Annotated in this window: 21 protein-coding genes; 15 read left to right on the top strand and 6 right to left on the bottom strand. The window is 67.0% G+C overall.

What is annotated here, in order from left to right; translation table 11 throughout:
• Nucleotides 1-26: 26 nt before the first annotated feature.
• The gene (gene uvrA, locus AC3WLE_RS16715) at nt 27-2,891 is read left to right on the top strand and encodes an excinuclease ABC subunit UvrA (protein WP_492355860.1); all 2,865 of its coding nucleotides are present in this window, start codon (nt 27-29) and stop codon (nt 2,889-2,891) included.
• 4 nt (nt 2,892-2,895) lie between these two features.
• Here uvrA and AC3WLE_RS16710 read toward each other — a convergent pair whose 3' ends face one another.
• Nucleotides 2,896-3,489: a histidine phosphatase family protein gene (locus AC3WLE_RS16710; RefSeq protein ID WP_492355861.1), complete on the bottom strand. Its 594-nt coding sequence runs from the start codon at nt 3,487-3,489 to the stop codon at nt 2,896-2,898.
• Nucleotides 3,490-3,630: 141 nt separating this feature from the next.
• Between AC3WLE_RS16710 and AC3WLE_RS16705 the strand changes: the two genes are divergently transcribed.
• Complete coding sequence (locus AC3WLE_RS16705) at nt 3,631-4,116, top strand: adenosine-specific kinase (RefSeq protein ID WP_010814398.1); 486 nt, start codon at nt 3,631-3,633, stop codon at nt 4,114-4,116.
• A 9-nt stretch (nt 4,117-4,125) separates the two neighbouring features.
• On the opposite strand, the gene AC3WLE_RS16700 is transcribed toward AC3WLE_RS16705, so the two are convergent.
• From AC3WLE_RS16700 to AC3WLE_RS16690, 3 genes are all read right to left on the bottom strand, one after another.
• A complete protein-coding gene (locus AC3WLE_RS16700) occupies nt 4,126-5,805 on the bottom strand; it encodes a Na/Pi cotransporter family protein (protein ID WP_492355862.1) in 1,680 nt (559 codons plus the stop codon).
• A gap of 202 nt (nt 5,806-6,007) precedes the next feature.
• Nucleotides 6,008-6,619, bottom strand: coding sequence for a LysE family translocator (locus AC3WLE_RS16695; protein ID WP_492318968.1), 612 nt, complete (start codon nt 6,617-6,619; stop codon nt 6,008-6,010).
• 43 nt (nt 6,620-6,662) lie between these two features.
• Complete coding sequence (locus tag AC3WLE_RS16690; RefSeq protein WP_010814395.1) at nt 6,663-7,235, bottom strand: adenine phosphoribosyltransferase; 573 nt, start codon at nt 7,233-7,235, stop codon at nt 6,663-6,665.
• Nucleotides 7,236-7,451: 216 nt separating this feature from the next.
• On the opposite strand from AC3WLE_RS16690, the gene AC3WLE_RS16685 reads away from it, so the two are divergent.
• Together AC3WLE_RS16685 and AC3WLE_RS16680 are read left to right on the top strand one after the other, a co-directional pair.
• Complete coding sequence (locus tag AC3WLE_RS16685; protein ID WP_010814394.1) at nt 7,452-8,030, top strand: DJ-1/PfpI family protein; 579 nt, start codon at nt 7,452-7,454, stop codon at nt 8,028-8,030.
• A 101-nt stretch (nt 8,031-8,131) separates the two neighbouring features.
• Nucleotides 8,132-8,506: a ribbon-helix-helix domain-containing protein gene (locus AC3WLE_RS16680; RefSeq protein WP_492318967.1), complete on the top strand. Its 375-nt coding sequence runs from the start codon at nt 8,132-8,134 to the stop codon at nt 8,504-8,506.
• Nucleotides 8,507-8,524: 18 nt separating this feature from the next.
• On the opposite strand, the gene AC3WLE_RS16675 is transcribed toward AC3WLE_RS16680, so the two are convergent.
• Entirely contained in the window at nt 8,525-10,504 is a 1,980-nt protein-coding gene (locus AC3WLE_RS16675) for a monovalent cation:proton antiporter family protein (protein WP_492318966.1), read from the bottom strand.
• Between the two features lie 141 nt (nt 10,505-10,645).
• Here AC3WLE_RS16675 and AC3WLE_RS16670 point away from each other — a divergent pair, with 141 nt between their 5' ends.
• The 11 genes from AC3WLE_RS16670 (at nt 10,646) to AC3WLE_RS16620 (ending at nt 20,168) form a co-directional block, all read left to right on the top strand.
• Complete coding sequence (locus AC3WLE_RS16670) at nt 10,646-11,629, top strand: KpsF/GutQ family sugar-phosphate isomerase (protein WP_492355866.1); 984 nt, start codon at nt 10,646-10,648, stop codon at nt 11,627-11,629.
• A gap of 42 nt (nt 11,630-11,671) precedes the next feature.
• On the top strand, nt 11,672-12,301 hold the full coding sequence (lptC, locus tag AC3WLE_RS16665) for an LPS export ABC transporter periplasmic protein LptC (protein ID WP_492318965.1): 630 nt from the start codon (nt 11,672-11,674) through the stop codon (nt 12,299-12,301).
• A 67-nt stretch (nt 12,302-12,368) separates the two neighbouring features.
• Complete coding sequence (gene lptA, locus AC3WLE_RS16660) at nt 12,369-13,019, top strand: lipopolysaccharide transport periplasmic protein LptA (protein ID WP_492318964.1); 651 nt, start codon at nt 12,369-12,371, stop codon at nt 13,017-13,019.
• A 68-nt stretch (nt 13,020-13,087) separates the two neighbouring features.
• Nucleotides 13,088-13,888, top strand: a complete 801-nt coding sequence (gene lptB / locus AC3WLE_RS16655; protein ID WP_492318963.1) for an LPS export ABC transporter ATP-binding protein — start codon at nt 13,088-13,090, stop codon at nt 13,886-13,888.
• A gap of 134 nt (nt 13,889-14,022) precedes the next feature.
• Nucleotides 14,023-15,504, top strand: a complete 1,482-nt coding sequence (locus AC3WLE_RS16650) for an RNA polymerase factor sigma-54 (protein WP_439671233.1) — start codon at nt 14,023-14,025, stop codon at nt 15,502-15,504.
• Nucleotides 15,505-15,552: 48 nt separating this feature from the next.
• Nucleotides 15,553-15,903, top strand: coding sequence for a ribosome hibernation-promoting factor, HPF/YfiA family (gene hpf / locus AC3WLE_RS16645; RefSeq protein ID WP_010814386.1), 351 nt, complete (start codon nt 15,553-15,555; stop codon nt 15,901-15,903).
• Nucleotides 15,904-16,359: 456 nt separating this feature from the next.
• The gene (ptsN, locus tag AC3WLE_RS16640) at nt 16,360-16,815 is read left to right on the top strand and encodes a PTS IIA-like nitrogen regulatory protein PtsN (RefSeq protein WP_010814385.1); all 456 of its coding nucleotides are present in this window, start codon (nt 16,360-16,362) and stop codon (nt 16,813-16,815) included.
• Nucleotides 16,816-16,896: 81 nt separating this feature from the next.
• Entirely contained in the window at nt 16,897-17,868 is a 972-nt protein-coding gene (hprK, locus tag AC3WLE_RS16635; protein ID WP_010814384.1) for an HPr(Ser) kinase/phosphatase, read from the top strand.
• A gap of 162 nt (nt 17,869-18,030) precedes the next feature.
• Nucleotides 18,031-18,423, top strand: coding sequence for a PsiF family protein (locus AC3WLE_RS16630; RefSeq protein ID WP_492318961.1), 393 nt, complete (start codon nt 18,031-18,033; stop codon nt 18,421-18,423).
• Nucleotides 18,424-18,541: 118 nt separating this feature from the next.
• On the top strand, nt 18,542-19,426 hold the full coding sequence (rapZ, locus tag AC3WLE_RS16625) for an RNase adapter RapZ (protein ID WP_010814382.1): 885 nt from the start codon (nt 18,542-18,544) through the stop codon (nt 19,424-19,426).
• 82 nt (nt 19,427-19,508) lie between these two features.
• Nucleotides 19,509-20,168: an LON peptidase substrate-binding domain-containing protein gene (locus AC3WLE_RS16620; RefSeq protein WP_492318960.1), complete on the top strand. Its 660-nt coding sequence runs from the start codon at nt 19,509-19,511 to the stop codon at nt 20,166-20,168.
• Between the two features lie 31 nt (nt 20,169-20,199).
• On the opposite strand, the gene mutY is transcribed toward AC3WLE_RS16620, so the two are convergent.
• Complete coding sequence (gene mutY / locus AC3WLE_RS16615) at nt 20,200-21,378, bottom strand: A/G-specific adenine glycosylase (RefSeq protein ID WP_492318959.1); 1,179 nt, start codon at nt 21,376-21,378, stop codon at nt 20,200-20,202.
• Nucleotides 21,379-21,468: the final 90 nt, after the last annotated feature.

Raw genomic sequence — 21,468 nt, 5'->3', positions numbered from 1 at the left:
CCTGTCTGGCGACGACTTTTCGGCATATGGAAGAAATCAAGATCCGTGGGGCGCGTACCCACAACCTGAAGAACATCAATCTCGACCTGCCGCGCAACCGGCTGATCGTGATCACCGGCCTGTCGGGCTCGGGCAAGTCCTCGCTTGCCTTCGACACGCTCTATGCCGAGGGCCAGCGCCGCTACGTGGAGTCGCTGTCCGCCTATGCCCGCCAGTTCCTGCAGCTGATGGAAAAGCCGGACGTGGACCTGATCGAAGGCCTGTCGCCGGCGATCTCGATCGAGCAGAAGGCCACCAGCCACAACCCGCGTTCCACGGTCGGCACCGTCACCGAGATCCACGACTACCTGCGCCTGCTGTACGCCCGCGCCGGCACGCCCTACTGCCCCGACCACAACCTGCCGCTGCAGGCGCAGAGCGTGTCGCAGATGGTGGACGCCGCGCTGGCCCTGCCGGACGACACCAAGCTGATGATCCTGGCGCCGGTGGTGGCCGACCGCAAGGGCGAGCACTCGGACCTGTTCGACAGCATGCAGGCGCAGGGCTTCGTGCGCTTTCGCATCCGCTCGGGCGGCGGCACCGCGCACGAGGCCGAGGCCAAGGTCTATGAGGTCGATGCGCTGCCGAAACTGAAGAAGACCGAGAAGCACACCATTGAGGTGGTGGTGGACCGCGTCAAGGTGCGCGCCGACATCAAGCAGCGCCTGGCCGAGTCGTTCGAGACCGCGTTGCGCCTGGCCGATGGCCGCGCGCTTGCGCTGGAACTCGACAGCGGCAAGGAGCATATGTTCAGCTCCAAGTTTGCCTGCCCGATCTGCTCGTATTCGCTGCAGGAGCTGGAGCCGCGGCTGTTCTCGTTCAACAACCCGATGGGCGCCTGCCCTAGCTGCGACGGGCTGGGCCAGATCACCTTCTTCGATCCCAAGCGCGTGGTGGCTTTCCCCAACCTGTCGCTGGCCTCGGGCGCGATCAAGGGCTGGGACCGCCGCAATCAGTTCTACTTCCAGATGCTGCAAGGCCTGGCAGCGTACTACGACTTCGACACCGAGACCCCGTTCGAGGAGCTGCCGGAAAACGTGCAGCAGTCGGTGCTGCACGGCTCGGGCGAGCAGCAGATCCCGTTCACCTATATCAACGAACGCGGCCGCACCACCGTGCGCGAGCATGTGTTCGAAGGGATCATCCCCAACCTGGAGCGCCGCTACCGCGAGACCGATTCGGTCGCCGTGCGCGAGGAACTGGCCAAGTACCAGAACAACCAGCCCTGCCCCGCCTGCCAAGGCACCCGGCTGCGCACCGAGGCGCGCCACGTCAAGCTGGGCGAAGGCGAGCAGGCACGCGCGATCTTCGAGATCAACGGCTGGCCGCTGCGCGACGCGCTGACCTACTTCCTGACGCTGGACATGCATGGCGCCAAGCGCGAGATCGGCGACAAGATCATCAAGGAGATCTCGGCGCGGCTGAACTTCCTGAACAACGTCGGGCTGGACTACCTGTCACTGGAGCGCAGCGCCGATACGTTGTCAGGCGGCGAGGCCCAGCGCATCCGGCTGGCGTCGCAGATCGGCTCGGGCCTGACCGGCGTGATGTATGTGCTGGACGAGCCCTCGATCGGCCTGCACCAGCGCGACAACGACCGCCTGATCGGCACGCTCAAGCACCTGCGCGACATCGGCAACTCGGTGCTGGTGGTCGAGCACGACGAGGACATGATCCGCGCCTGCGACTACGTGGTCGACATCGGCCCGGGCGCCGGCGTGCACGGCGGCATGATCGTGGCCGAGGGCACACCGCGGCAGATCGAGGATTCGCCGGCATCGCTGACCGGGCAGTACCTGTCCGGCCAGCGCCGCATCGAGGTGCCGAAGGAACGCGCCGCACCCGACGATGAGCGCCTGCTGCGCATCGTCAACGCCAGCGGCAACAACCTGCGCAACGTCACCGCCGAGGTGCCGGTGGGCCTGCTGACCTGCATCACCGGCGTGTCCGGCTCGGGCAAGTCGACGCTGATCAACGACACGCTCTACCATGCGGTGGCGCGCCACCTGTACGGCTCGACGCCGGAGCCGGCGCCGCACGACCGCATCGAGGGGCTCGAGCATTTCGACAAGGTCATCAACGTCGACCAGAGCCCGATTGGGCGCACGCCGCGTTCCAATCCGGCCACCTATACGGGCCTGTTCACGCCCATCCGCGAACTGTTCGCCGGTGTGCCCTCGGCCAAGGAACGCGGCTACGATCCGGGCCGCTTCTCGTTCAACGTCAAGGGCGGGCGCTGCGAGTCCTGCCAGGGCGACGGCGTGCTCAAGGTCGAGATGCATTTCCTGCCCGACGTCTATGTGCCGTGCGATGTCTGCCACGGCAAGCGCTACAACCGCGAGACGCTGGAAGTCCTGTACAAGGGCAAGAACATCTCCGAGGTGCTGGACCTGACCGTCGAGCAGGCGCACGAGTTCTTCAGCGCGGTGCCGGTGGTGCGGCGCAAGCTGCAGACGCTGCTGGACGTGGGCCTGGGCTATATCCGCCTGGGCCAGTCGGCGACCACGCTGTCGGGCGGCGAGGCGCAGCGCGTCAAGCTGTCGCTGGAGCTGTCCAAGCGCGATACGGGGCGCACGCTCTACATCCTGGACGAGCCCACCACCGGGCTGCACTTCCACGATATCGAGCTGCTGCTCAAGGTCATCCACAAGCTGCGCGACCAGGGCAATACCGTGGTCATCATCGAACACAACCTCGATGTCATCAAGACCGCGGACTGGCTGATCGACATGGGGCCGGAAGGCGGCGCCGGCGGCGGCCAGGTGATCGCGCGCGGCACGCCGGAGGATGTGGCCAGGAGCAAGGCGAGCTTTACGGGCAAGTATCTGGCACCGCTGCTCAGGCGGGCCTGAGCGTTCAGTCCAGCCCGGCGGCCGGCAGCACGCGCGTGCGCCGGGCCGCACCGTTCGGCTGCAATTCGATTGCTGCCCCACCGCCGCTGTCGGCGCCATGGCCGGTCAATGCGGTGATCACCACCTGGTGCGTGACCAGCAGGTAAGGCCCGCCGCGCGGATCGAGCCCGTCGATAAAGCGCGAAAGCTGCGCGGTCTGCGCTTCCCGGCGCTGCGCATCCGCGCCAAAAAATGAATTGAGCAATGGCTGGACCCGCACCGGACCCAGGTCGATCAGGCGGGCGGTGTCCTGGCAGCGGCACCAGGCGCTGCTGTAGACCCGCGTCGGCCGGAAGCCCGCCGCCTTCCAGCTGCTACCGAGCCTCGCCGCCTGCTGCCGGCCGTTCGCGTCCAGGTTGCGCTGGGTCGAACAGTCGTCCAGCTTGAAGCCCGGCGGATCGCCGCCCCCCGGCGCACTCGCATGCCGCAGCACGACGACGACATTGGGGCGTTTCAGCTCACTGACGGCGATTTCGCCCTGTGATGCCGGAACGACCTGGGCGGCGGCCACGCACGGCGCCATGGCAAGCCATGCGAGGAAGAGGCGAAGAAGCGGCATCGGCGTCTCCGTGACGGGCCAGTCCATCCGGTATAGCAGGTAGGCGTGCCATGCGAGGATCCCTGCCCGCTTGCATTCACCACCCCGCGCCCTACCATGAACCGGATGGCGGCAAGCCGCGCCGCCATTCTGGAGCCAGCCATGGAACTGACGGTCGTACCGGTCACCAAGCCGGAAGCCACCAACTTCATCTTCGGCCATTCGCATTTCATCAAGACTGTGGAAGACCTGCACGAGGCGCTGGTCGGCACGGTGCCAGGCATCCTCTTCGGGCTGGCGTTCTGCGAGGCCTCGGGCAAGCGCCTGGTGCGCTGGTCGGGCACAGATGAAGACCTGATCGACCTGGCCTGCGAGAATGCCCGCGCCATCGGCGCCGGGCATACCTTCGTGATCTTCCTCGGCGACGGGTTCTTTCCGGTCAACGTGCTGGCCGCGGTGCGGGCAGTGCCGGAGGTGTGCCGCATCTTCTGCGCAACGGCCAACCCGACCGAGGTGATCATCGCCCAGACCGATGCCGGACGCGGCGTGGTGGGCGTGATCGATGGCGCCTCGCCGCTGGGGATCGAGACCGATGCCGATGTGGCCGAGCGCAAGGCGCTGTTGCGGAAGTTCGGCTACAAGCTCTAGCGTCGCCGCTCAGTGCTGCGCTGCCTGCACGGTCGGCACCGCCGGCAGGTCGTCTTCCTTCATCCGGCTGCGGTTGAGCACCCCAGCCTGCTCCAGCACCGGATAAGCCGTCGCACAGAACAGCGAATTCAGCCGCTTGAGCTCGCTGATCACGTCCAGGTGCAATGAGCTGGTCTCGATGCTCTCGGCGGTCTGCACCGCCACGCGCTGCAGGTGGGTGCGCGCGTACTTGCGCTCCAGCTCGCGGAAGTTCGCTTTCTCGGCCATCAGCGCCTGCGCGCTCTTGAGGTCTCCGTTGAGAAACACCGACAGGCCCAGCCGCAGGTTGGCGACCAGGCGCGCGTGCATCTCTGCGATTTCCTGCATGCCCGCCTCGGAGAACATCAGGTTGTGGGCGATCTTCTTGTCCTTGGCATCGAGCAGGATGCGCTCGATGATGTCGCCCGCGTGTTCCAGGTTGATGGTGAGCGAGATGATCTCGGTCCAGCGCTGGCCGTCGCGCTCGTCCAGCGCTTCCAGGCTGATGCGCGTCAGGTAGAGCTTGATCGCGGTGTAGAGGTCGTCCACCTCGTTGTCGATGCGGCAGGTGGCGTCGGCCAGCTTGGCGTCGTTGGTGCGCAGCACGCGCAGCATGTTGTCCAGCATCTGCTCGACGCGGTCGCCGATGCGCAGCACTTCGCGCGCGGCGTTGGCCAGCGCCAGCGTGGGCGTGGACAGCGCGGCCGTATCGAGGTGGCGCGGCGTGACCTGGCTGTCGCCGGTATTGCGCCCGGGCAGCACCTTCTCGCACAGCCGCGCCAGTGGCGCGGTGGCGCCCAGCAGCAGCACCGCCAGCGCGACATTGAACAGCAGGTGGAAATTGACGATCAGCCGTTGCGGGTCATGGTCCAGCAGCGCCAGCAGCTCCTCGGCCTGGCCCAGCAGCGGCAGCGCCACCAGGCAGCCCAGCAGGCGCGACAGCAGGTTGCCCAGCGTCACGCGCTTGCCCGGCTGGTTGTTGCCCGAGGTGGTCAGCAGCGCCGAGATGCCCGAACCCAGGTTGGCCCCCAGCACCAGCGCCAGCGCCACGTGGATCGACACCACGCCGGCCGAGGCCAGCGCGCCGCAGAACAGCACCACGGCCAGGCTGGAATAGCACAGGATGGTCAGGAAGGCGCCGACCAGCATGTCCAGCCCCGCGTCGCCGGTCAGCGAGGCGAACAAGACCTTGACACCGGCGGCCTGCACCACCGGACGGGTGGCGATGGAGATCAGTTCCAGCGCCAGCGTGATCAGGCCCAGGCCGATCAGCACGCGGCCGACGTGGCCGGCCCTGCTGCCCTTCCAGGTCAGGTGGCAGATCACGCCGACAAAGATCAGCAGCGGCGACAGCCAGGACAGGTCCAGCGAGAACACCTGCACCATCAGCGCGGTGCCGACGTTGGCGCCGAGCATGATGGCCAGCGCCGGCGCCACGGCGATCAGGCCCTGGCCGACGAAGGAGCTGACGATGACCGCGGTGGCGTTGCTGCTCTGGACCAGCCCGGTGACGCCGAGCCCGGCAAGGAAGGCGGTGAAGCGGTTGGAGACGCTGGTCGACAGGACATGGCGCAGGTTCGCGCCGTAGACGCGCAGGATGCCGACCTTGACGATGTTGGTGCCCCAGACGAGCAGGGCAACGCCTGATAGCAGGTGAAGGAGTACGCCCATGGTGCGCCTTTGTGTGACCGGTGCCGAATACTGACTGGAGGCTCCGCCCGGTCATCGTGTCGTTGTCAAGAGGGCATTATGCGCCCGACACCTGGCACCGGCAACGGCATGGGCCCGCGATGCGGGCCGCAGGCAGCACAGGAACAACACCCTGGAAAGCCACGCCGCGCATGTGGCTGCGCAGCGTTTGGGCGGGCCGGGATCAGGGCAGCGCGACCTTGATCCCCAGCCCGACGAAGATCGCCCCGGCGGCGCGGTCCAGCCAGCGGCCGGTGGCCGGGCGGCGGCGCAGCCAGGCGCCCAGCCAGCCCGCGCACAGCCCGAACAGCGAGAACACCACCGCCGTCTGCAGCATGAAGACCACGCCCAGCAGCAGGAACTGCAGCCCCGGGTGCGCGGCATCGGCGCGCACGAACTGCGGCAGGAACACCAGGAAGAACAGCGTCACCTTGGGATTCATGATGTTGCCGAGCACGCTCTGGCGGAACACGCGCCCCAGCGGCACCGCATCGACGTCACCGCCCTGCGCCAGCCCGCCCCTGGCGCGCAGCGCCTGGATGCCGATCCAGATCAGGTAGGCCGCGCCCGCATACTTGATCAGCTGGAACGCCAGCGGCGACGAGCGCAGCACCGCGGCCAGCCCCACCGCCGCAATCACGGTGTGGAACAGGCAGCCGACCGAAAAGCCCAGTGCCGCGACCAGCCCCGCGCGCCGGCCCTGTGCCATGCCGCGCGCCAGCACCTGCAGGTTGTCGGGCCCCGGGGCCACAGTCACGGCAATCGAAGTCAGCAGGAACAGCAACAGGTCAGGCATGGGGTCTCCTTGCGTGGAAATCTTGCGGGCCGGTCAGCGTGGCTCAGTGACCTTCGAACTTGCACACAGTGAACAGCGGCAGCCCGCCGTCCTGCAGCAGCTTCGAGCCGCCCAGTTCGGGCAGGTCGACGATGGCGGCGCCCTCCACCACCGTCGCGCCCAGGCGCTCCAGCAGCTTGCGCCCGGCCATCATGGTGCCGCCGGTGGCGATCAGGTCGTCGACCAGCAGCACGCGGTCGCCGGACTTGCAGGCGTCGGCATGGATCTCGACAGTGGCGCTGCCGTATTCCAGCTCGTACTCCTCGGCCACGGTCTGGAACGGCAGCTTGCCCTTCTTGCGGATCGGCACGAAGCCCAGGTTCAGCTCATACGCGACGATCGCGCCCAGGATAAAGCCGCGCGCGTCGATGCCCGCCACCAGGTCGAGCTGCGCATCCATGTAGCGGTGCACAAAGACATCAATCAGCACGCGCAGCGTCTTGGGGTTCTGCAGCAGCGGGGTGATGTCGCGGAACATCACGCCCGGCATGGGCCAGTCCGGCACGGTGCGGATGCGCTCGCGCAGGTAGCCGGTGACGTCGCCGAGCTCGGGGGACTGGATGATGGAGTCTGCCATAGGGTTCTGGAAACGGTAGGCGCGCAGCGTGGCGCGCCAATCAGAAAGAGGGGTCGCAGCGGGTCGCGGCAGGATGGCCGCCGGCGCGGTAACCAGTTACCACCCGCGCCATCGGGGCGGCCAGCACAATGGCCCTGCCGGCCCGCTTGGCTAGCCAGGGGCCGGGCTGCCGCGTCCGGCACCCGCCGGACACCCGTAACCATACAGGAGACCGCGATGGCAAAAAAGATTCTGATGCTGGTGGGCGACTACGCCGAAGACTACGAAACCATGGTGCCGTTCCAGGCACTGCAGATGGTCGGCCACACCGTGCATGCGGCCTGCCCGGACAAGCAGGCGGGCGACGCCTGCGCCACCGCCATCCATGACTTCGAGGGCGACCAGACCTACACCGAGAAGCGAGGCCACAACTTCACCCTCAACGCGAGCTTTGCGGAGATCGACCCCGCCGGTTACGACGCACTGGTCATCCCCGGCGGCCGCGCGCCGGAATACCTGCGCCTGAACGCGCGCGTGCTGGAGATCGTGCGCCACTTCGCCCAGGCGGACAAGCCGATCGCCGCGGTCTGCCACGGCGCCCAGCTGCTGGCCGCGGCAGGCGTGCTCGAAGGCAAGACCTGCTCCGCCTACCCGGCCTGTGCGCCCGAGGTGAAGCTGGCCGGCGGCACCTATGCCGATATTCCCGTCGACCAGGCCCATACCGATGGCAACCTCGTCACGGCCCCGGCCTGGCCCGCGCATCCGGCCTGGCTGGCGCAGTTCCTTGCCGTGCTGGGCACGCGGATCGTACATTAGAGCTTTCCGCACGCGGCGCCCCCACGCGTGAAGGCACGGCCCGCCCCATAGCGCGAGCCGTGCACATGCACGCCGGCTGCGCCGCCCGCACGGGAGCATCCATGTGTGAAATCTTTATCCGCGCCAATCCGGCGTCGTACCAAAGCCAGTCGCGCTCGCTGCGCCTGCATGGCGTGGCCACCAGCATCCGGCTGGAGAGCCTGTTCTGGGAAGTGCTGGAAGAACTGGCGCGGCGTGACGACATGACGGTCAACCAGCTGATCACGCGCCTGCACGATGAACTGACCGAACATCGGGGCAGCGAGGCGGTGGCGGGCAATTTCTCGTCCTTCCTGCGCGTGTGCTGCCTGCGCTACCTGATGCTGCAGGGCGAGGGCCGCATCCCGGCCGACGCCAGCGTGCCGATCCGCTCGCTGGACGCGCGCGCCGTGCTCGACAACCTGCCGGAATCCTGGGTCGAAGCGCGTTCCCACTGACGCATCCGGCGGCCCCGCTCAGCCGTTCAGGATGCGCGTCTCTGCCGCTTCCAGCGCCTCGGGCGGGCCGCGCAGCACCACGATGTCGCCCGGTTCCAGCACGGTCTCGGGCTCCGGGTCAAAGGCGCGGATGCCGCGCCGGCGCACCGCGGTCACTTCCACGCCGATCCGCTCCAGCCCCAGCACGCCAAGGCGCCGCCCCACCGCCGTGGATTGCGGCCCGAGCGACACGGAGTGCAGCCGCACCGAATCGCGCTCGACCATGTCCTCATCATCGTCGCGGCCGTGGAAATAGCCGCGCAGCAGGCTGTAGCGCGCGTCGCGCGCCTCCTGCACACCGCGCAGCACATGCCGCATCGGCACGCCAAGCAGCACCAGCGCGTGCGAAGCCAGCATCAGGCTGCCCTCGATGATCTCGGGCACCACTTCGGTGGCGCCGGCCTTCTGCAGCGTGTCGAGCTCTGAATCGTCCACCGTGCGCACGATCACCGGCAGCGCCGGCGCCAGCTCCTGCACGTGGTGCAGCACCTTGAGCGCCGATGGGGTGTTGGCATAGGTGACGATCAGGGCGGCGGCGCGGTGGATGCCGGCGGCGATCAGCGCCTCGCGCCGGCCCGCGTCGCCATAGACCACGGTATCGCCGGCCGCGGCGGCCTCGCGCACGCGGTCGGGGTCCAGGTCCAGCGCCACGTAGTTGATGCCCTCGCGCTCCAGCATGTGCGCCAGGTTCTGCCCGCTGCGGCCGAAGCCGCAGATGATCGCGTGCTTCTCGGTCTGCAGGCTCTGCGCGGCGATGCGGGTCATGTTCAGGGACTGCATCAGCCATTCGTTGGCGGCAAAGCGCAGCACGATGGCGTCGCTGTACTGGATCAGGAATGGTGCGGCCAGCATCGACAGCAGCATCGACGCCAGGATCACCTGGATCAGCACCGGGTCGACCAGGTTCAGGCCGTCGATCTGGTTCAGCAGCACGAAACCGAATTCGCCGGCCTGCGCCAGCCCCAGCCCGGTGCGGATCGCCACCCCCTGGCGCGAGCCGAAGACCCGCGCCAGCATCGCGATCAGCACCAGCTTGAACAGCACCGGCACCACCAGCAGCGCCAGCACCAGCCATACGTGGTCGAGCACCACGCGGATATTGAGCAGCATGCCGATGGTGACGAAGAACAGCCCCAGCAGCACGTCGCGGAACGGCTTGATGTCCTCTTCCACCTGGTGGCGGTAGGGCGTCTCGGAGATCAGCATGCCCGCCATGAAGGCGCCCAGCGCCATCGACAGGCCCAGCCGCTCGGTCAGCGCCGCCATGCCCAGCGTCACCAGCAGCAGGTTCAGCATGAACAGTTCCTGCGAGCGGCGCGCCGCCACCACGTGGAACCAGCGGCTCATCAGGCGCTGGCCCAGGAAGAAGATGACGCCCAGGGCCACCACGATCTTGACCGTGGCCAGGCCCAGCGCCACCATCAGGTCGCCGGGATCGCGCGACAGCGCCGGGATCACGATCAGCAGCGGCACCACCGCCAGATCCTGGAACAGCAGGATGCTGATGATATTGCGGCCCTGCTCGCTCTCAAGCTCCATGCGCTCGGACAGCATCTTGGAGACGATCGCGGTGGAAGACATCGCCAGCGCCCCGCCCAGCGCCACCGACGCCTGCCAGGACAGCGGGAACAGCCAGTTGAAAGCCCAGCTGGCCGGCACCACCGCCAGCATCGACAGCACCACCTGCGAGCCGCCCAGGCCGAACACCAGCCGCTTCATCGAGCGCAGCTTGGTCAGGTTGAACTCCAGCCCGATCGAGAACATCAGGAAGACCACGCCGAATTCGGCCAGGTACTTGGTCTGCGCGGTGTCGCTGGCCAGCCCCAGCGCATGGGGGCCGATCAGGATGCCGACGGCCAGGTAGCCGAGCATCGGCGGCAGCTGCAGCATGCGGAATGCGACCACGCCGAAGACGGCGGCGGCCAGCAGCACCAGGGTCAGTTCCAGCGGAGAATGCATCAGGCGGTCTGGGTGACCGGCCAGGCGCGCGTCCGACCCGGCACGGGCACCCTGCCGGCAAAATACGGCGAGCACGGCAAGCACGACGTGCGCCATGGGTCGGGCCAGGCGCCATCGCATTCGTTGGTATACTTCGTCGCCATGATAGCCAATTTCGATGCGGATCGAGCACTCAGGCTCGCCCGCGACACTCTCCAGACCGAAGCCGATGCGGTTTCCGCACTTTCCGGACGCCTGAACGGCGACTTTGCCCGTGCCGTGCTGCTGATCCTGCAATGCACCGGGCGCGTGGTCGTCTCGGGCATCGGCAAGTCCGGCCATATCGGGCGCAAGGTCGCGGCCACGCTGGCCTCTACCGGCACGCCGGCGTTCTTCGTGCACCCGGCCGAAGCCAGCCACGGCGACCTGGGCATGGTCACGCGCGACGACGTGCTGATCGCCTTCTCCAATTCTGGCGAGACCGGCGAGCTGCTGTCGATCATCCCGATCGTCAAGCGCATCGGCGCGCGGCTGATCTCGGTCACCGGCAACCCCGACTCCAACCTGGCCAAGCTGGCCGACGTCCACCTGGACGCGGCGGTCGAGAAAGAAGCCTGCCCGCTGAACCTGGCGCCGACGGCCAGCACCACCGCGGCGCTGGCGCTGGGCGATGCGCTGGCGGTGGCGGTTCTCGATGCGCGCGGCTTTGGCGAGGAAGACTTCGCCCGCTCGCACCCCGGCGGCGCGCTCGGGCGCAAGCTGCTGACCCATGTGCGCGACGTGATGCGCACCGGCAACGCCGTGCCCGAGGTGCGTGAAAACACCCCGCTGGCCCAGGCGCTGATGGAAATCACCCGCAAGGGCATGGCCATGACCGCCGTGGTGGACCCGGACGGACGCGCCATCGGCGTCTTCACCGACGGCGACCTGCGCCGCCTGCTGGAAACCCCGCGCGACTGGAAGACCGTGCCCATCGGCGACGTCATGCACCGCAACCCGCACGTGGTCAACGAGAACCAGCTCGCCGTCGAAGCGGTGCAGGTGATGGAGGCCAACCGCATCAACCAGCTGCTGGTGGTGGATGACGACGGCCGCCTGACCGGCGCGCTGCATATCCACGACCTGACCCGCGCCAAGGTCATCTGAGCGGGCGCGGCCCGGCACAACCGGCACAACGCCAAGGACACCATGCAGGCACTCCTCGCCTCCCTCAGCGGCATCTTCATGCGGCTGCTGCCGCTGCTGCTGATGGCCTTCGTGGCGGGCAGCACGTTCTGGCTGGTCCAGATCAACTCCCCCAAGGAAGACCCGGCCGCGCAAAGCGCCAAGAAGCATGAGCCCGATTACTTCATGGACCGCTTCTCGGCCACTGAGCTGGCGCCGGACGGCAGCACCAAGATCCGCTTCACCGGCGAGCGCATGATCCATTTCGAAGATGACCAGACCTACGAGGTGACCCGGCCCGCCATGCGCGCGTACGAGCCGGACCGCCCGCCGGTCACCGCCCGCGCCGATATGGGCCGCATGAACGCCGAGGGCTCGGTGATCGACCTGTACGGCAACGGCTTCGTCATGCGCCAGCAGGGCGTGGACGTGTCCAAGGACCCGCAGCTGACCGCCGCATCCAGTTATTTCCAGCTGCTGGTCAATGACGACATCGTCAAGACCGACAAGCCGGTCAAGCTGACGCGCGGGCCGTCGGTGATGACCGCCAACGGCCTGATCTTCAACAACGTCACGCGCGAAGTACAATTGCTCGGCAATGTACGCGGCACCATCATCACCGGGCCGACCCCGGGCCGCGCGCCGGGGTCCTGAGCCCCGGCCCGGGGGCCGCACCAACCCGCACCAACGTACCCAGACGCCCTCAAGCAACCCTGCCAACATGACTGCTTCCCTGACGACATCGTCCCGTCGACGCACCGCCCCGGCCCTGCTCGCCCTGGCCATGGCCTTCGGCCTGCTGGCCCAGCCCGCCCTGGCCGAGCGCGCGGACCGCGACAAGCCGATGGTGCTGGAGGCGGACAACGCCAGCTACGACGACGTCAAGCAGATCTATACGCTGACCGGCAACGTGGTGCTGACCAAGGGCACCATGATCCTGAAGTCCGACGCCGCCGAACTGCGCACCGATCCCGAGGGCTACCAGTTCGCGGTGGCCACCGCCAAGCCGGGCAAGCAGGCCTACATCCGGCAGAAGCGCGAAGGCGTCGACGAATACATCGACGGCTGGGGCGACCGCATCGAGTACGACGGCAAGCAGGAGTACTCCAAGCTGATCGGCAATGCCCGCATGGCGCGCCTGCAGGGCGCCAAGCAGGTCGACGAGATCCGCGGCGCGGTGCTGACCTACGACAGCCGCAAGGAGTTCTACACGGCTGCCGGCGGCGGCAGCGGCGACGCCGCGGCCGCCAATCCGTCCGGCCGCGTACGCGCGGTGCTGTCGCCGCGCCAGGACCAGAAGGCCGGCGCCACGGGCAGCAGCGGCTCGCCGCTGGACCTGAAGCCAGCGCCCGCGCCTGCCAACAAACCCTGACGCCTGGCGCCGGCTGCGTGCATCGCATGCGGCCGGCGCCGGAAACGCCTGAACGCCAGACTGTGCCAATGACCGATACCGCAACCATCGCCGACAAGCCTTCCGTCGAAGCCTCCACCGTCCTTGCCGGCGGCAGCACCCTGGTCGTGCGCCACCTGAAGAAGCGCTATGGCTCGCGCACGGTGGTCAAGGACGTCTCGCTCGACGTGAAGAGCGGCGAGGTGGTCGGCCTGCTCGGGCCCAACGGCGCGGGCAAGACCACGTCGTTCTACATGATCGTGGGCCTGGTGGCGCTGGACGAAGGCGATATCGTGCTCGACGGCGACCACATCAGCGGCCTGCCGATCCACGAGCGCGCGCGCATGGGGCTGTCGTACCTGCCGCAGGAAGCCTCGGTATTCCGCAAGCTCAACGTCGAAGAGAACATCCGCGCGGTGCTGGAGCTGCAGCTGGACAAGGGCAAGCCGCTGGCCAAGGCCGAGATCGAGCGCCGCCTCGATTCGCTGCTCGACGACCTGCAGATCGCGCACCTGCGCAACAACCCGGCGCTGTCGCTGTCGGGCGGCGAGCGCCGCCGCGTGGAAATCGCGCGCGCGCTGGCGTCGTCGCCGCGCTTCATCCTGCTGGACGAACCCTTCGCCGGCGTGGACCCGATCGCCGTGGGCGAGATCCAGCGCATCGTCAGCTTCCTCAAGGCGCGCAATATCGGCGTGCTGATCACCGACCACAACGTGCGCGAGACGCTCGGCATCTGCGACCACGCCTACATCATCAGCGAAGGCACGGTGCTGGCCGCGGGCCAGCCCGAGGAAATCATCGCCAATGACGCAGTGCGGCGCGTCTACCTGGGCGAGAACTTCCGCATGTGATGCAGCGGCCTGCCATGGAGCGGCAGGCCTATTCGCGGGCGCACGTGGGCCTGCCACAGCCAGCAGCGATCAGACCGCATAAGCGATAGCAATTTCCGTTCCAACAACGGAAAGATGCGCATAGAATAGGTCGCATGAAACCGTCGCTACAGCTCCGCCTTTCCCAGCATCTGGCCCTGACCCCGCAACTGCAGCAGTCGATCCGGCTGCTGCAGCTTTCCACGCTGGAACTGCAGCAAGAGGTCGAACAGGCGCTGACGGAAAACCCTCTGCTCGAACGTGAGAACGACTGGATCGAAAGCCCGCTGCGCGTTGCGGCCGACGGCTCGGTCAACCTGCAGAGCGCACCGGCGCCCGCGCCGGCAGAGCCGCAGGGCAATGGCGAGGCCCGCGCCGATGGCGCGGCTGACGACGACAGCTATGGCGACAGCGGCAACGGCGACGACTATGGCAGCGGCGACTGGAGCCTGGACGACTTTGCCCGCCGCCCCCAGGGCGACGAGGATGAAAAAACGCCGATGCAGCTGCGTGAAGCCGAGCCCACGCTGCGCGAGTACCTGATGGAACAGCTCACGCCGCTGAAGATCTCCGCGCGCGACAAGGGCCTGGCCATCTTCCTGATCGAATCACTCGACGATGATGGCTACCTGAGCGCATCGCTTGAGGAAATCTGCACGGAGTTGCCGGAAGAACTCGAGTTCGAGATCGAGGAAGTCCACGCCATCCTCACGCTGCTGCAGAGCTTCGACCCGCCCGGCGTGGGCGCGCGCAACGCCGCCGAGTGCCTGGCCCTGCAGTTGCGGCGCCTGACGCACCCGCAGCGCGAACTGGCCCTGAACATCGTGACCAACCACCTGGAGTTGCTCGCAGTACGCGACTACACGCGGCTGAAGAAGGCGCTGCAGGTCGATGAAGCGGCGCTGAAGTCCGCACACGAACTGATCCGCTCGCTGGCGCCCTACCCCGGCCATGCATACAGCCGCCCGGAGGCGGACTTCGTGGTGCCGGACGTGTTCGTGCGCAAGGGTGGCGGCGGCTGGATCGCGCAGCTCAATCCGGATGTGATGCCGAGGCTGCGCATCAATGACATGTATGCACAAATCCTGCGTGGCGCGAAGGGTGAGTCCGGCACCGCCGGGCTGCAGCAGAAGCTGCAGGAGGCGCGCTGGCTGATCAAGAACATCCAGCAGAGGTTCGACACAATCCTGCGTGTCTCGCAGGCCATTGTCGAGCGTCAAAAGAACTTTTTCAGCCACGGCGAAATCGCCATGCGCCCCTTGGTTTTGCGGGAGATTGCCGATACACTGGGTTTACACGAGTCAACCATCTCCCGGGTGACGACCAATAAATATATGGCAACGCCGATGGGTACTTTCGAACTGAAGTACTTCTTCGGCAGCCACGTGTCCACCGAAACCGGTGGCGCGGCTTCATCAACGGCCATCCGCGCCTTGATCAAGCAACTGATAGGAGCCGAAGACCCGAGGAATCCCCTTTCCGACAGTCGCATTGCCGAACTGCTGGGCGAACAAGGCTTCGTTGTCGCACGCCGCACCGTTGCCAAGTATCGCGAAGCCCTGAAGATCCCCGCAGTCAATCTCCGCAAGTCTTTGTAGCCGAGCCCACCGCCTGCCTGGTGAGGCTCTTTCAGAAGGAGAAGCGCTATGAACTTCAAGATCAGTGGACACCACCTGGACATCACGCCCCCTCTGCGTGAGTACGTGGAAACGAAGCTGGAGCGAATCGTCAGGCATTTCGATCAAGTCATTGGCGTTAGTGTGCTGCTCTCTGTCGACAACCATAAGGAAAAGGACCGGCGTCAGTACGCGGAAATCAATCTACATCTCAAGGGCAAGGACATCTTTGTCGAAGCGCATCACGAAGACCTGTATGCAGCGATCGACGCACTCGTCGACAAGCTGGACCGTCAGGTGATCCGCTACAAGGATCGCGTGCAAGGCCACGACCGCGAAGCGGTCAAGTACCAGATGGCCGCAGCGCAAATGCAGCAATGACCGTGCCCGGCAGCCCCGCAGCGGGCTGCTGAATCAGGATTGAACAGGCAAGCCGCGCCATGAAGCGCGGCTTTTTTGCGCCCTCGCGTTCCCGGTTGCCGCCGGCATGCCGCGCCCGCACTGGCGGCGCGGCCCGGCTGTGGCGCCGGAGCCAATGCTTTTCACCCGAATGAGCAAGGGTGTTCGCAAGCGCTGCGCCAAGGTGTATGCTGCGCCATACAAAGAGAGGGAATCCTGGCCGTGCCCCGCACCGGTGCACCGGCTCCCCGCCGCGGAGGCACGATTGCATCACCATGTATCGTTCTGCACCGGCTTGCCCCGTTGCGCTGCACAATGCGGGAGTAGTCGCTGCTCTATAATGGGCCGGACGCCTCCGGCCAGGCCAACGGCAGGCCGGAGCCAGCCCACTGCCCGGCGGGGCGGTCCGCCCGCTAACTGAAATCCTGCGCATCGCCCATGAATCGTTTGGCCAAATTGCTGCCACCCGGCAACATCACCCTCGACGTCAGCGTCACCAGCAAGAAGCGTGTGTTCGAGCAGGCCGGGCTCCTCTTCGAAAACAACCATGGTGTGGCGCGCGCCATCGTGACGGACAACCTGTTCGCGCGCGAGTCGCTTGGATCCACCGGCCTGGGCGCCGGCGTGGCAATCCCGCACGGCCGCATCAAGGGCCTGAAGCAGCCGCTGGCCGCGTTCATGCGCCTGGCCGAACCAATTCCGTTCGAATCTCCCGATGGCAAGCCGGTATCGCTGCTGATCTTCCTGCTGGTGCCCGAACAGGCTACGCAGCAGCACCTGGAAATCCTGTCCGAAATCGCGCAACTGCTTTCCGACCGCGACATGCGTGAAGGGCTGGCCACGCTGCCCACGCCCGATGCCGTCCATCAGTTGCTGATCGCATGGCATCCCTGATCCCCTGACCCCCCAAGCGGGCCGGCACCAGACCGGGCAGGCGCCGAGGCGCTTCGCAAACCGCCCCACCAGTCATACCGCATGGAACTCACCGGCGTCACCTCCCAGTCCATCTTCGACGACAACGCAGCCGACATCAAACTCTCGTGGGTGGCCGGCCTGGAAGGTGCGGACCGCGCCTTCGACGTGGAGTTCGCCCGCGAAGCCACCTCCGCCGCCGACCTGGTGGGCCACCTGAACCTGATCCACCCCAACCGCATCCAGGTGCTCGGCAAGCCCGAGATCACTTATTACCAGCGGCTCGACGACGAGACCCGCAAGCGCCAGATGGGCGAGCTGATCCTGCTGGAGCCGCCCTTCCTGGTGATCGCCGACGGCATGGAGCCGCCGCCCGACCTGGAACTGCGCTGCACGCGCTCGTCCACGCCGCTGTTCACCACGCCGGTGTCGTCGGCCGCGGTGATCGACCACCTGCGCCTGTACCTGTCGCGTATCTCCGCGCCGCGCGTGACCATGCACGGGGTATTCCTCGACATCCTGGGCATGGGCGTGCTGATCATGGGCGAATCGGGCCTGGGCAAGAGCGAACTGGGCCTGGAACTGATCTCGCGCGGCCACGGGCTGGTAGCCGACGATGCCGTAGACTTCGTGCGCCTGGGGCCGGATTTCATCGAAGGCCGCTGCCCGCCGCTGCTGCAGAACCTGCTTGAAGTACGCGGCCTGGGCCTGCTCGACATCAAGACCATCTTCGGTGAGACCGCGGTGCGCCGGAAGATGAAGATCAAGCTGGTGGTGCAGCTGGTGCGTCGCAATGACGGCGAGTTCGAGCGGCTGCCGCTCGATTCGCAATACCTCGACGTGCTGGGCCTGCCGATCCACATGGTCAAGATCCAGGTGGCGGCCGGGCGCAACCTGGCCGTGCTGGTCGAGGCCGCGGTGCGCAACACCATCCTGCGCCTGCGCGGCATCGATACGCTGCGCGACTTCATGGACCGGCAGCGCGCCGCGATGCAGGCCGATGCGGTTTCGCGCGGCCAGGGCCGCCTGCTCTGAGCGCCAGCGTTTTCATTTGCTTACAACGACGTTGACGCAGAACGTCAACGTTCTTCAGGCATGCTCCGTTTTGTGCTGTAATGGGCATCGCGCCCGTTACGGAAGCTGCAACGCCGGCAATGGCGCGCGGCCATGAAGTTTTCCACACCCAGGAGAGCAAGCATGAAGAAACTGATCGCGATGTGCGCGCTGGTCACCCCGATGATCGCCGCCAGCGCATTTGCGCAGACCACTGCCACGCCGGCAACCCCCGCCACGCCAGCCAAGCCAGCGGCCACCGCCCCGGCAACACCGGCCATGCCTGCCACGCCTGCCACCCCGGCTAACCCGGACAAGCCCGCAGCCAATTCCCAGCAGGACAAGATGAAGGCCTGCAATACGCAAGCCGCCGGCAAGAAGGGCGACGAACGCAAGGCGTTCATGAAGGAATGCCTGTCCAAGGGCGCATCCAAGACCCAGCAGGAGAAAATGGCCTCCTGCAGCAAGTCGGGCAAGGGCAAGAAGGGTGACGAATACAAGGCCTACATGAAGGAATGCCTGTCCAAGGCAGCCTGAGCCGCAACCAGCTCAGCAAGCTGACGCCAAAAGCATGGCGAACCGCGAGGTTCGCCATGCTTGCTTTTGCGCGTGGTGTCATGACGCCTTCATCACGTGATGCTATGCTTCAGGTGCTATGCGCATCATCCTCATCACCGGCATATCCGGTTCCGGCAAGTCCGTCGCACTGAACGTGCTCGAAGACGCAGGCTACTACTGCGTGGACAACCTGCCGGCTCAGTTCATCCCGGAACTGACCCGCTATCTCGACAGCCAGGGCTATACGCACCTGGGCGTCGCCACTGACATCCGCAGCCGCGAGTCGCTCGACCAGTTGCCCGACACCGTGCGCGCGCTGGCCGCGGAGCACCAGGTCGAGGTGGTGTTCCTGACCGCCAGCACCGATGCACTGGTGCAGCGCTACTCCGAGACGCGCCGCCGCCACCCGCTCTCGGTCCGTACCGACGGCGTGCCGGGCCCGGGCGGTGAACCCGCCTTCAACGACACCGCGCTGATGGAAGCGATCGAGATGGAGCGCGCGCTGCTGAGCCCGCTGGCCGAGGCCGCGCACCGCATCGACACCAGCAATGTGCGCACCAATACGCTGCGCAGCTGGATCAAGGAGCTGATCCGCGACGACAGCCAGCGGCTGACGCTGCTGTTCGAGTCGTTCGGCTTCAAGCACGGCGTGCCCAGCGATGCGGACATGGTGTTCGACGTGCGCTCGCTGCCCAACCCCTATTACGACCTGGCCTTGCGCCCGCTGACGGGGCGCGACACGCCGGTGATCGACTTCCTGCAGGCCCAGCCGATGGTGCTGGCAATGGCCGAGGATATCCGCGCCTACGTGGAAAAGTGGCTGCCAAGCTTCATTGCCGACAACCGCAGCTACTTGACCGTCGCGATCGGCTGCACCGGCGGCCAGCATCGCTCGGTCTATATTGCGGAAAGGCTTGCCAACTACTTCCGGGCGCATGGTAATGTGCTGGTAAGACACCGAGAGCTCGCACCGGCGGGCTGACGCAGGCGGGACTGCCAACTGGCATCTGCGCGCCGCGTTGGCCGGCTGGCCCATTGCTGCGCGATACCCAAGCTGGCACTGCATGTCCTCGACCGACCTCTACCGTCCCACGGGATCAGAAGATCCGCCGCGGACGCTCGACAACCTGCCGCTGTTCCCGTTGCACACCGTGCTGTTTCCCGGTGGACGGCTGCCATTGCGCGTGTTCGAGGCGCGCTATGTCGACATGGTGCGCAACTGCCTGCGCGACAACACGCCCTTTGGCGTTTGCCTGATCGAAAGCGGCGAGGAAGTGGCCCGGCCGGACCAGCCCACCGTGCCGGAACCGGTCGGCTGCCTGGCGGAGATCGTCGACTGCAACATGGAACAGCTGGGCGTGCTTTTGATCCGCGCGCGCGGCCGCGAGCGCTTCCATATCGTCAGCCACGACACCCGCGACGACGGCCTGCTGGTCGCCCGCGCCGAGGTGCTTCCCCCCGACATCATCGACTGCAAGCTGGAGCTGCTGGGCGAATGCCTGGATGCGCTGCGGCGCATTGTCACGCGGCTGCATGCCGAGCAACCCGACCGGCTGCCGTTCGACGAGCCCTACCTGTGGGACGACCCGAGCTGGGTCGCCAACCGGCTGTGCGAGTTGCTGCCGGTGCCGCTCAAGGCCAAGCAGATGCTGATGGCGCTGCCCGATGCCGGCATGCGCATCGAGATCGTGCACCGCTACATGCGCCAGAACCACATGCTCTAGGCGCGGATCCCGCAGATGCGCCTGCCAGGCTTCAGAACAGCCCGCCGCGCGCCTGGTCCTCCAGCAGCCTGCGTACCGGCGCGGGCGTCCCCACCGCATCGAGATCGTCAAGCGAGATCCAGCGCTGCGCGGCTTCCGCGGCGCCGCCCTGCGCCATCAGGCTTGCGCCGTCCGCGCTCACATCGACCCGGATGGCACGGATCAGCAGGCGGAAGTGCGTGAACACGTGGGTCAGCTCGCCGGTCAGCGCGGCGCGCGCGGGCTTGCCGAAGGCGCGGGCATAGTCGAGCGCCGCCGCCTCGGCGGCTTCCGCGTCGAAGGGCACGCTGTCGACCGGCATCTCCGGCAGGCTCCACAAGCCGCCCCAGATGCCGCTGCCCGGGCGCAGGCGCAGCAGCACTTCGCGCTGGCGCCGCACCAGCAGCATTACCGTGCTGCGCTCGGGGATGGCCGCGCGCGGCTTGGGCGTGGGCAGCACGCCGGTGAGCCCGTCGCGGCGCGCCACGCAGTCGGCCGACAGCGGGCACGCACCGGCATCGGCCAGGCAGGCCGGCTTGCCGCGCGAGCACACCGTGGCGCCCAGGTCCATCAGCCCTTGCGTATAGGCGATCATGTCCTCGGCCTGGCGCGGGCCTGCGGCCGGCAAGGCCAGCTCGGCCAGCTGCCACATGCGCGTTTCCACCACGCGCTCGCCCGGATGGCCGTGGATGCCGAAGCAGCGCGCGAACACGCGCTTGACGTTGCCATCCAGGATAGGAGAACGCACGCCGGCGCTGAACGCGGCGATCGCCGCGGCGGTGGAGCGGCCGATGCCGGGCAATGTGGCCAGCACCGCGGGATCGGTCGGGAAACGGCCACCATGCTCGCTCACCACCTGCATGGCGCAGCGGTGCAGGTTGCGTGCGCGCGAGTAATAGCCCAGCCCCGCCCACAGCGCCATGACCTGGTCGGCAGGCGCCGCCGCCAGCGCCTGCACCGTGGGCAGCTGCGAGACAAAGCGCTGGAAGTAGTCGATCACCGCGCTCACCTGGGTCTGCTGCAGCATGATCTCCGACAGCCAGATGCGGTACGGGTCGCGCGTGTTCTGCCACGGCAGGTCGTGCCGGCCATGCTGGCGCTGCCAGTCGACCACGCTGGCGCCGAAGTCGGGCGGCACGCAGATATCGTCGGGGATGGCGGGAACGGCGCGGGGGGCTGGTTTGCGGGGCATCTGGGTAAAACGTTCTGAAGCGCGGGGGCGCGCGGCGCACCAAAGAAAAAGGCGCCGCTAAGTGCGGCGCCACATGATATACCGGCTTCA

The sequence above is a fragment of the Cupriavidus sp. FW306-1B-F12B genome, from assembly GCF_058781795.1.
Note: the sequence above shows the minus strand (reverse complement) of the source record. Positions and strands in the feature narration are given on the sequence as shown.